General features: G+C 64.4%; 9 protein-coding genes. 6 read left to right on the top strand and 3 right to left on the bottom strand.

Annotated features, from left to right (window positions below; all coding sequences use genetic code 11):
- The first annotated feature begins 128 nt into the window (after positions 1-128).
- Both B3T59_RS13540 and B3T59_RS13535 read left to right on the top strand, forming a co-directional pair.
- The gene (locus B3T59_RS13540; protein ID WP_287003798.1) at positions 129-1,007 is read left to right on the top strand and encodes a universal stress protein; all 879 of its coding nucleotides are present in this window, start codon (positions 129-131) and stop codon (positions 1,005-1,007) included.
- 18 nt (positions 1,008-1,025) lie between these two features.
- Positions 1,026-2,672, top strand: coding sequence for an APC family permease (locus B3T59_RS13535; RefSeq protein ID WP_287003797.1), 1,647 nt, complete (start codon positions 1,026-1,028; stop codon positions 2,670-2,672).
- 13 nt (positions 2,673-2,685) lie between these two features.
- Here B3T59_RS13535 and B3T59_RS13530 read toward each other — a convergent pair whose 3' ends face one another.
- Positions 2,686-3,381 carry a GntR family transcriptional regulator gene (locus B3T59_RS13530; RefSeq protein ID WP_064864249.1) on the bottom strand — a complete coding sequence of 232 codons (696 nt, stop codon included), beginning with the start codon at positions 3,379-3,381 and terminating at the stop codon, positions 2,686-2,688.
- A 161-nt stretch (positions 3,382-3,542) separates the two neighbouring features.
- Between B3T59_RS13530 and B3T59_RS13525 the strand changes: the two genes are divergently transcribed.
- The 4 genes from B3T59_RS13525 (at position 3,543) to B3T59_RS13510 (ending at position 8,275) form a co-directional block, all read left to right on the top strand.
- The gene (locus B3T59_RS13525) at positions 3,543-4,397 is read left to right on the top strand and encodes a fumarylacetoacetate hydrolase family protein (protein ID WP_064864238.1); all 855 of its coding nucleotides are present in this window, start codon (positions 3,543-3,545) and stop codon (positions 4,395-4,397) included.
- Positions 4,398-4,403: 6 nt separating this feature from the next.
- Positions 4,404-5,324 (top strand): VOC family protein, encoded by a 921-nt coding sequence (locus tag B3T59_RS13520; RefSeq protein ID WP_064864236.1) that lies wholly within the window; start codon positions 4,404-4,406, stop codon positions 5,322-5,324.
- A 103-nt stretch (positions 5,325-5,427) separates the two neighbouring features.
- Positions 5,428-7,287 (top strand): FAD-dependent monooxygenase, encoded by a 1,860-nt coding sequence (locus B3T59_RS13515; protein WP_287003795.1) that lies wholly within the window; start codon positions 5,428-5,430, stop codon positions 7,285-7,287.
- Positions 7,288-7,390: 103 nt separating this feature from the next.
- Positions 7,391-8,275 carry an SGNH/GDSL hydrolase family protein gene (locus B3T59_RS13510; RefSeq protein ID WP_231895142.1) on the top strand — a complete coding sequence of 295 codons (885 nt, stop codon included), beginning with the start codon at positions 7,391-7,393 and terminating at the stop codon, positions 8,273-8,275.
- A 40-nt stretch (positions 8,276-8,315) separates the two neighbouring features.
- Here the strand turns inward: B3T59_RS13510 and B3T59_RS13505 are convergent, their stop codons facing one another.
- Together B3T59_RS13505 and B3T59_RS13500 are read right to left on the bottom strand one after the other, a co-directional pair.
- Positions 8,316-10,760 carry an acyltransferase family protein gene (locus B3T59_RS13505; RefSeq protein WP_287003793.1) on the bottom strand — a complete coding sequence of 815 codons (2,445 nt, stop codon included), beginning with the start codon at positions 10,758-10,760 and terminating at the stop codon, positions 8,316-8,318.
- A 150-nt stretch (positions 10,761-10,910) separates the two neighbouring features.
- Positions 10,911-11,167 (bottom strand): hypothetical protein (locus B3T59_RS13500; RefSeq protein WP_287003791.1); only part of this gene is annotated, 257 nt, incomplete at its 5' end.

Here is an 11,167-nt window from a genome sequence, read left to right as displayed (position 1 = left end):
CGCAGGACATTCTGGCCAGTGCGTCCGGAAGTGGCCCAGCGCACAGTGAGTCCACTGCCGTGAATTTCGAACCGCTCGTACCCTGCTGGCGCCACCCCTCCCGAGCCGACCGAACGGAGCGCACCACCATGACCAACCCCAGGCCCAACCTGCTGGTCGCCTACCTCGCAACCCCCGGCGGCGAGGATGCACTGGCCTTGGGCGCACAGTTGGCCCAATCCTTCGACGCCGACCTGAAAATCTGTCTGGTGGTGCCGCCGTCCACACCAGCCGAACAGGCCGTGGCGCCGGGCGACTTCCAGGAGATCCTGGACAGACAGGCCGCAACCTGGCTCGACGAAGCGCTGCGCACACTGCCCGACGGTGTCGACGGCGAAGGCTATGTCGCCGAGTATGAGAACGCCGCCGAGGGCCTGTCGATCGAGGCGACACGGCTGGACTCGTCGATGATCGTCGTCGGCGGGTCAGGAGGCGGAATCCTCGGGCGTCACACGCTCGGTTCCGTTGTGACCGATCTCGTGCACACCTCGGCCACCCCGGTTGCGGTGACTCCCCGGGGCCTACGCGAAATCGTCTCGCCGGTTACGCGCATCACGTGCGCGGTGGGTCGACGACCGGGTGTCGAAGCGCTGTTACAGGCGGCGACGCGGGCGTGCACGGCCGCCGACGTACCGCTCCGATTGTTGTCGCTGCTGCCCGTCGACGACGGCCTCTCGAGCGATCCCACAAAGGATTCCGAGGCCCGCCGCGTGGTGAACGAGCACCTCGAGCGCACCGTCGCCGCGGCGCGCGCCGACCTGCCGGACGGGCATCCGGTCACCACCGCCATCGCGACCGGCAAGACCGTCGAAGACGCTGCGGCGTCGCTGGATTGGGAACCGGGCGACCTCATCTATGTCGGTTCGAGCCGGCTCGCACAGCCATTCCACCTGTTCCTCGGGTCCACCGCGGCCAAGATGCTGCGGGTGCTCGCCGTTCCCATGATCGTCGTCCCCCGCGGCGCCTGACACCGGAGATCTGCAGAGATGAGTTCGTCCCCATCGTCGCCAACCGAATCGCCCGACCCTGCGCCGTCCGACCCGAACACGTCCCACCCGAGCACGTCCGACCCAGGCGCGTCGGACCCCGCCACGTCGAACCCCGCCACGTCGAACCCTGTCACCATCGAAACGAACAGCAAGGGACTCGCGTCGGGGAAAGTCGGAGTGTTCTCGGGAGCCATCCTCGGGATTTCGACGGTGGCCCCCGGCTACACGCTCACCGCGAGCATCGGACTGATCGTCGCGGCGGTCGGCCTCAAGATGCCCGCGATCTTCATCGCCGGTTTCATCCCGATGTTCCTCACCGCCTACGCCTACCGGGAACTCAACTCCGACACCCCCGACTGCGGAGCGTCGTTCACCTGGTTCACCAAGGCGTTTGGGCCGTACGTGGGCTGGATGTGCGGCTGGGGCATGGTCGTCGCGACCATCATCGTGTTGTCGAATCTCGCGGCGATCGGCGTGCAGTTCTTCTACCTGATCATCGCCCAGATCTTCGACAAGCCGTCGATCGCAGATCTCGGCACCAACAAGCTCGTGAACATCCTGACGACGCTGGTGCTCCTCGCGATAGCCACGTGGGTGTCGATGCGCGGGATCACCACGAGCGAACGACTTCAGTACGTGCTGGTCGGTTTTCAGCTCATCGTGTTGTTCGCGTTCGCAATCATCGCGTTCGTCAAGGTCGCCGACGGATCCGCGCCCGCGGGACTGCATTTCGACATCGACTGGTTCAATCCCTTTACCGGACTGACCATCTCCGCGTTCGCGGTCGGGCTCACCGGATCGATCTTCGCCTTCTGGGGGTGGGACACCTGCCTCACGCTCGGCGAGGAATCCAAAGATCCCACACGCACCCCGGGGCGTGCCGGGCTGCTGTGCGTGATGTCGATCCTGCTCACCTATCTACTCGTGGCGGTCGCGGTGATGATGTATGCGGGCGTTGGCACCGACGGGGTCGGGTTGGGTAACGAGAACAACGCCGAGAATGTCTTTGGCGCACTGGCCGATCCGATCCTCGGACGATGGGGCGGCGTCCTGCTGTTCGCCGCAATCCTGGTCTCGTCGATCGCCAGCCTGCAGACAACCTTCCTGCCGGTCGCACGCACCATGCTCGCCATGGGCAGCTACGGAGCTTTCCCGAAGAAGTTCTCCGAGATCAGCCCGCGCTTTCTGTCACCGTCGTTCGCGGCGCTCGTCGCCGGCATCGTCACAGCGGTCTTCTACACGGCGGTGACACTCCTATCCGAGCGCACTCTGATCGACACCATCGCAGCGCTGGGCATCATGATCTGCTGGTACTACGGCATCACGGCGTTCGCGTGTGTCTGGTACTTCCGTCGCGAGCTCTTCTCATCCGTGCACAACTTCTTCTTCAAGTTCTTGTTCCCGCTGTTGGGCGGTGCCGCACTGATCGTGGTGTTCGTCATCTCGGTCGGCGAGAGCATGAATCCCGACAACGGGAGTGGCGCTTCGATATTCGGCGTCGGACTTGTCTTCTACATCGGTTTCGGATTGCTGGTGCTCGGACTCTTCGTGATGCTCTACCTACGCATGCGACAGCCGGCGTTCTTCCGGGGCGAAACACTTCCCCGCTCGCTGCCCGTCTCGTCGAACGCAGACAGCGGCTAGGTTTCGAGAGCGGTCACATGGTGACGGCGCTGTGCACGGCGATGTCGCTCTCGACGAGCAACTCCGTGGTGTGCGCGATGTGATCGCGCAGCGCGGTCACTGCGCCGTCGGCGTCGCGCGCGAGCGCCAACTCCATCATTCGACGATGCTCACCGTCGAGATCGCGATTCTTCTCCCGACCAAGGGGCTGCGACCACCGGCGGTAGAGCTCGGCCTCGTCGCGCAGCCCGTTGGCCAACTGTAGGAGCTTCTTGTTCCCGCATCCGTCGAGCAGTGCGCGGTGAAACGCCGCGTGCGCCAAGGCCCAGTCATCGGTCACGCGGACCGGATCGTCGTCGGTGAGATAGCGCGTACCGACCATCCGGTGATGAGCAGCGACGACCGATGACTCCCAGGCGAGGTCGCCGTCGCCGATGGCACGGCCGAACACCAGTCCCTCGAGTTCGAGGCGCGCGTCGGTCAGCTCACGTAGACGAGGAATGGAAATCTCGGTGACCGCGTAACCGACGTTGGGTTCGTTGGTGACAAGCCCCTCGAGCGACAAGCGAGTGAGTGCCTCACGAATCACGCTCATGCTCGCATCACATTCCGCGGCAAGCACTCCGAACTTCAGTCGGTCACCCGGCAGATAACGGCCGCCGAGGATCTCGCCGCGCAACTGCGCGTAGACGAGGTCGCCTCGCGTCTGCTTCGCCTTCGCTGTTGCCATGGTCACAACCATAGCCCACTTTGTCCAGATCAGTGCCTGATCGACATATTTTCGAAAATATCTTGCACTGACGAATATGAGCGAGTAGACCAGAGATCAGTGACTGTGACACCGATCACCTCCTGGCATCGATGCGCAGCAATACGAGGAAGTGAGCGATCATGCGTCTGGGAGTTCTCGAGAAGCGCGCTGTGCTGGTCGACAGCGGACACCGGCTGGCAATCGACGTCGCCAAGGCCAGTGATGGACGATTCGGTCCGTCGATCACCGCGATCTACGACGCCTGGGACGATTTCGCCGCCTGGGCCCGTGACATCGACCCCACCAACGGCAGCGTCTTCGACGCCACGCTGGAGAATCCGATTCCCGAGCCCGCGCAGGTCTTCGCCATCGGCCTCAACTACGCCGAGCACGCAGCGGAGTCGAAGTACGACGTCCCCGACTTCCCGCCCGTGTTCACCAAGTACCGCACGTCGCTTGCGGGCCCGGTCGGCGTCGTCGAATTGACGGGCCCCAAGATCGACTGGGAGGTCGAGTTGGTCGCGGTGATCGGCCGTGCGGCGCATCGTGTCAGCGAAGCGGACGGTTGGGATCATGTGGCGGGACTGACCATCGGCCAGGACATCTCCGACCGCGAAACCCAATTCAACGCGCACCCACCGCAGTTCAGTCTCGGCAAGTCGTACCCGGGCTACGCCCCGATGGGACCGGTCGTCGTCACGCCGGATGAGTTCGCCGACCGCGACGACCTCGAGCTCAGTTGCGACGTCAACGGAGAACAGATGCAGAAGGGCCGGACGTCGGAAATGATCTTCTCTGTCCCGCAACTGGTCTCGCGTCTGTCGCACATCACGCCGCTCCTCCCGGGCGACGTCATCTTCACGGGCACACCATCTGGCGTCGGTATGGGCAGAACGCCGCAGCGATTCCTTACCGACGGCGACGTCCTCACCTCTCGGATCGCCGACATCGGCGAGATCGAGCAGCGCTTCGTCGCCACGGCAGAGACGCGGTGATCGACGATGCCATTGCACAGGCTCGCATCGGTCACGATGGGCGTACCGAATGTCGATGACACACTCGCCTACTACACGGAATTCGGACTGACGCCGACCTCGGACGGCTGGTTGTCGACCACCGAGGGTGGCGAACAGCTGCGGATCGTCGCCGCGCCGACGCGTCGACTGCTCGAACTGTCGGTCGGCGCTGACGATCTCGACGACATCGACCGCATCCACCACGAACTCGTCTCGAAAGGCTTTCTCGCACAACGGCACGGCGACGAAGTGACCGCCCACGAGCCGGTCGCCGATCTCCGCGCCACCGTGCGAGTCCTGCCGAGACTGAATCAACAGCGTGTCGAACCGACTCCGTACAACGGCCCAGGCCGCATCGAACGGTACGGCCGTGCACCCGGCGTGATCCGCGACTACGCGATCAAGCCGCACAAGCTCGGACACGCGGTGCTCGGTTCCACCGACTACGTGGCAACCTGCCGATTCTTCGTCGACGGACTCGGCTTCAAGATCAGCGACCACATCAAGGGACACGGGTCGTTCCTGCGCTGCTCACAAGACCACCACAACATCCTCGTCATGAACTCACCGGTGACCTACCTGCACCACACCTCATGGCAGGTCGACGATATCGACGACGTGGGGCGTGGCGCCGCGGCGATGCTCGAGGGCAACCCCGAACGCCACGTATGGGGGCTCGGCCGACACCACGCGGGCTCGAACTTCTTCTGGTATCTGAAGGATCCGGCAGGCAACTTCTCCGAGTACTACTCCGACATGGATTGCATCCCCGACGATGCGCTGTGGACGCCGGAAGATCTCGAAGGCGCTCGCGGACTGTTCAATTGGGGACCGCCACCTCCGCCGAGCTTCCTCGCTCCCGAAGACCTGGCCGCGATGATGACCGGCGCACACTCGGCCACCTGAGGGCCGGCCGCCCCGCTGCACACGCAGCTCACCACCCCTATCCACAACCCTTTCCCACGCCTCCGGCACGACGCCGGCACTTCGACCATGGAGGTCGACTCCGATGGAAACCGTCACCACAGATGTCCTCATCGTCGGCGCAGGGCCGGCAGGCCTGACCGCAGCAGCACTGCTCGCCGAGTACGGCGTCAGGGCTCTGACCGTCAGCCGCTACTCCGGCACCGCGAACTCACCACGCGCCCACATCACCAATCAGGGTGCGATGGAGGTCTTCCGCGACCTAGGCATCGACGACCGCGTGCGGGCCGCAGCCGTGCCGAACGAGTACATGGGCAACAACGTCTGGGCGACAAGCTTCGCGGGCACCGAGATCGCCCGGCTGAAGTCATGGGGCTCGGGGACGCTGCGGCACGCCGACTACGAGGTATCGAGTCCGACGGAGATGTGCAACATTCCGCAACACATCCTCGAACCGATACTGCTGCAGGCGGCGCGTGAGTTCGGCGCGGAGATCAGGTTCAACACGGAGGCCGTCTCGCTGACCGACACCGGCGATCACGTCGATGCCATCGTGCGCGAACGCACGACAGGCGCCGAGTATCGGATACGCGCGAAGTATGTGATCGGCGCCGACGGCGGCCGTTCGACGGTCGCGCAGCAGCTGGAGTTTCCGCTGCGCGGAGAGATGGGCCTCGGTGCCGCCATGAACATCTGGCTCGACGCAGACCTCTCCCAGTACACTGCCCATCGCCCTGGAACGCTCTACTGGATGGCGCAGCCCGGCAACGACTACTGGGTCGGCAGCGGCACATGGATCTGCGTGAAGCCGTGGACGGAATGGGTGCTGCTGTGCATGTACAACCCCGAGGACGGCGAACCCGACACGTCCGAGGAGGCGGTCATCGAGCGGGCCCGCACCACCATCGGCGACGACTCCATCGACATCCGGATCAAGGCCGTCAGCAAATGGCAGATCAACCACGTCATCGCCGACACGTTCAGCAAGGGTCGAGTCTTCCTCGCAGGCGACGCCGCTCACCGGCACCCGCCTGCGAACGGTCTAGGCACCAACACGTCGGTGCAGGACTCCTTCAACCTCGCGTGGAAGCTCGCGATGGTGCTGCGTGGCGACGCCGAACCGACACTCCTCGACACCTACACCCAGGAGCGCCAACCCGTCGGAGAACAGGTCGTTGATCGCGCGATGGAGAGCGTGCGCAACATGCTGCCGATCTCGCAAGCCCTGGGCTTCGAGCCCGGACAGTCCGCGGAGGACGGTTGGAAGATGCTCGACGAGTTGTTCTCCGGAACCGAGCGCGGCGCGCAGCGACGCCGCGAACTCGACAGTGCCGTCGCGCTGCAGAACTATCAGTTCAACGCGCACGGAGTGGAACTGGGACAACGCTATTCGTCGACGTGCATCGTCGACGACGGCACCGATTACCCCGAGAACGTCCGCGACGCAGAGCTCTACTACCAGCCGACGACACATCCGGGAGCGCGCCTGCCCCACGCGTGGGTCGAGCAGGGTCGACGCCGCGTCTCGACCGTCGACATCACGGGACACGGTGCGCTCACACTGATCATCGGAGAGAACGGCGATGACTGGCGTGCCGCGGCGGCACAGGTGGCACAGGAATTCGGGATCGAACTCGACGTCCGCGCCGTCGGCGTCGGTTGTGAGTACCACGACGTCCTGCGGGAATGGACACAGCAGCGCGAGGTCGGCGCCGATGGTGCGCTCCTCGTCCGACCCGACCATCACGTCGCGTGGCGCAGCTTGGCGATGGTCGACGATCCGGTCTCCACTCTCCGCGCAGCGCTGAGCACGGTCCTTGCCAGGAAGGCACCTACCAACGCCGCGCCAAGAGCCCCGCAGACGGAGACGATCGCCTCTCGGGACGACGCCGCGAAAGTCGTCACGGTCGGGAGCCGAGCACCGCTCGGTGCCGGTTCGAACTGAACCGGTTCGTCACCACGCTCGATCGATGAGAACATCACGCGCCGATGACACTTTGCCTTCAGCGGTTGCGGCTTATGGGACAGAAGTGTTCAGTGTTACTACTGTGACTAAAGTTGTTCGCAAGTTCTCGTCGAGCACGGCCTCTCGGTCGGCATCCAAGCGCCTTGGCATGATCGCTCTGGGCGTCGTGGTGGCCTCAGGAATGAGTGCGCCGGCCTTCGCGTCTGCCGCTCCCGTAGATGACATCGCCGGCGCGTTGGGCGGGCTCGCCAACTCCCTGTTGTCCGACTCCGGGCTTCCCAGCTCATCGTCGGAGCTGGGGCTCGGCGACATCATCCCGAAGGTGCCCTCACCGGGCAACGGGACGTCGCGTTGCACCTCGGTCGTCCAGGTTGGCGACTCGACGTCGGTCAACGCAGACAAGGCATCGGCATTGCCGAGTCCGAGTGACACCGCGTCGGCGCAGTACCGGCGAGTCGGGGCGACGTCGGTGAAGGTCGACGCGCTGAGCGGACGAGCAGTCGTCGGAGGTCCGGGGACCGACGCCGAGAAGGCAGTCGCCGGACTGCTCAGCTCTGGCTCGAAAGGCTGCTGGGTGATCGCGATGGGCATCAACGACGCCGGGGCGATCTCATCCGGCAGCACGGTGAGCGCCGACGCGCGGATCGACCGCATCATGTCCGCGTTGAAGGGTCAACCCGTGTTGTGGCCGACGGTCACGACGTCGAATCCGAAGAACCAGGCATTCGGCCCCGCGGCGATGGCAACATTCAACACAGCACTACGCGCCGCACTCGCGCGCTACCCGAATCTTGCCGTCTACGACTGGGCAGGCAGTGCACCAGCGAACGAGTTCGCCTCCGACGGAATTCACTACACGGCCGCCGGTACCGCCGATCGCAATCGCCGATTCGCCGACGCTCTGGCCCGCGCCTACCCGCAGGGTGTCGCAGGCTATCTCCCCGCCAGCCGATGGATCACCGGCTGACCCAGGTTCGATCGCGCCTCGGACGCGACGGGAGATACCGTCAGATCGGGCAGGAGATACTGAGATCACGCTTTCCTGTGACTGCCTGCCGCAGCCCCTGGGTGACGGCATCGGCATACAGGAAGGTGCCTGGCCCGAACGGATGCACTCCGTCGGCGCCGAGAAGCTGCTGGTGACTTGCGGCAGCCTGGCACCACGGCGCCAGGTAGACGTTCGGGTGCCGCGGCGCGTACTGCAGAACCTGGCGAGCCGCCTGCGGGATACCGTCGACCGGGCCGTACGGCACCAGCAATACGATCTGGTGGCCTGGTCCGATCTCGCCGAGGATGCGGTCGAGTTGTCCGTCGAACGCCTGGCCGTTGGTACCGAACCCGAGGACGACGAATTTGCGTAGCTGACGGGCGGCGGCGAGGTTCTCGATGATCGGTTCGCCACCGGTGTAGTGGCGCGAGACCTCCGCGTCGATGTACATGCCCGGGAACCGGTTGGTCAGCGCCATCGACGACGCCAGCATCACCGAGTCACCGATTCCGGTGATCTCACCGCCGAGCGGAAGCGTCGGAACGGGTGCCGCGGGCGGAGGAGGAGGTGCGTGCCGCAGCGCGGCGGCGTTGGCCTTCTGCATCTGCGCAAGCTGGTCGAGTTGCTCCTCGAGCTGTGACTTTGCCGGGCTGGTGCCCAGTGCGGAACCAGCGAACAGAGCAACAGCGAGGGCAGCGGCGAGTGCAAGGGCAGGCGCAGCAGTGCGTTGGCGCGAACCAAGCAAGTTCAGGACGCCACGCAGACCCAAGCGATGGAACGGGGTTTCGATCCACCGGAACGACGCCTCGGAGAGCGCCAGCGTCAGGACGGCAGCGATGAGTCCGATCACCCATACGGGCAGAGTCCCCGAGTGAACTCGGTCAGCATGGAAAAGCTGCCGCAGCACCACCACGACAGGCCAGTGCCACAGGTAGATGCTGAACGACCGTGTACCGAGGTACCGCAACGGCTGACGACACATCAGTCGGTGAACGCGACCTCTTCCCCGGATCGCATCGAGCACGATCCCCGCGGCCAGAATGCACGCCAGCAGCAGCCCGCCCTGATACGTGAACGACGACGTATCCGGTAGCACCAGGAAAAGCACCACCAGAGCGAGGAAACCGACCGGGGCGAGAGTAGCGCCGAGCAGGTCGACGACACGCTCAGGCACCAACCGCGGCCACGAATCGGGTGCTGCGGGCGACGGCGCCGTCACGAGAAGCGCCAGGATCACCCCGACCAACAACCCGAATGCGTGTGTGTCTGTACCGAAGTACACCCGGCTCGGGTCGGCATGGGGATCATGGAGCAGCCACATCGCCACGACCGATCCCACCGCCAGCACAGTGGCCACCCCGGCTGCGACCCAGAGGCGTCGACGCATCGGCAACGCGCGCGCAGCCGCCATGATCGCCACGAACAGCAATGGCCACACGACGTAGAACTGTTCCTCGATCGCCAGCGACCAGTAATGCATGAAGATCTGCGGCGTCGTGTTCGCGAAGTAGCTATGTGACTGAGAAATCTGCACCCAGTTATTGACGAAAAACGCAGATCCGACGAACTGCGGCACTAGTTGTACCGCGATGTCGCCACCCAACACACCAGCGACAGCAACGGAGACCACCAACACAGCAAGTGCTGCGGGAAGAATGCGGCGCGCGCGACGCGTCCAGAATCGCGACAACGAAATACGTTCCGAGGCACCGTACTCACGCACCAGCAGAGACGTGATGAGAAAACCCGACAGCACGAAGAAGATGTCGACGCCGAGGTAACCGCCCGGCACGGCCGCACCGAAGAAGTGGTAGAGCACGACGACAAGCACCGCGATACCGCGTAATCCGTCGAGCGCGGGAACGCGTCGGATTCGTCCGGCACCCAACGGTGGTGCGGCTTGCTCCCGCCCCTCGGGCGCACTCGTCGCATTCGCTGCGTTCGCTGGAGCGAGCTCGACGGAATGCGAGTCCACCGACACCTCGGCCGTGCCCGCTCGCGCGGCATCGCCGTCCGGAACATCAGCTTCCGGCGCATCGCCTTCCGGCGCACCGCCTTCCGAAAGATCGACCAATTCCGTACCAGCGGTCGGATTCTGCGTGACAAGCCGGCGCCGATATCTGAGGTCGGCCAGCCGCCGGTATCTGAGGGCCGGCGTCACGGCGGAATTCACCCTCTCGACAGCCTCTTCCTGCCCTATATCCGAGCTGCCGACGTCGGACGCCGTCTCGACATCAGGGTCCGGCACAGCAGCGGCATCTGACTCGATATCAGCCTCGTCCAACCCTGTGTCGTGGGCAGAAGGGGCAGAGGCATCGTCGACACACGGATCGTCAACGACGTTGGCCGATATAGACCACGGTCCGACCGAGCTCCGCGCCACATCACTGTCGGCGGGGACGCCGGCAGAGCGACTCAGCGACGGCATACGGACATCACGCAAGATCCGCAAGCGAGTGATCATCCGCGGACTCCCTCATCGAGAGCGGAGCCGACCGCGCCACCCGACCCCACGGACGACGGCAGAACAAGGAGCCGCTGAAAAGAAAGCAACGAGCATGAGCGAGACAGCAAATGTGAAGGCATAGGGCACGTTTCGGAACGTCGGTTCAAGTCAGTCGGAATATCTCAGGAAGGCAGTGCGCGAGATCACGCGACGAGCCGAGTCTAGATGCGGTCTCAGTTCGCGGACCAATCGACACGCCACAATCATTTCATCGGATGACAATGCGAGATAACCGGCAGCAAAAGAACATGAACAGCGCACAAATAATTCACCAGAGCCGAATACCTCTCGCAGAACGGGGCCGGCCAGAACGAAGTTGGACTGGGACCCAACGAGCACCCCCATGAATGCAGTAATGCCCCGCA

It is taken from the genome of Gordonia sp. UBA7860 (genome assembly GCF_002500165.1).
Classification (GTDB): domain Bacteria; phylum Actinomycetota; class Actinomycetes; order Mycobacteriales; family Mycobacteriaceae; genus Gordonia; species Gordonia sputi.
This window is presented reverse-complemented; position numbering and strand designations above follow the sequence as displayed.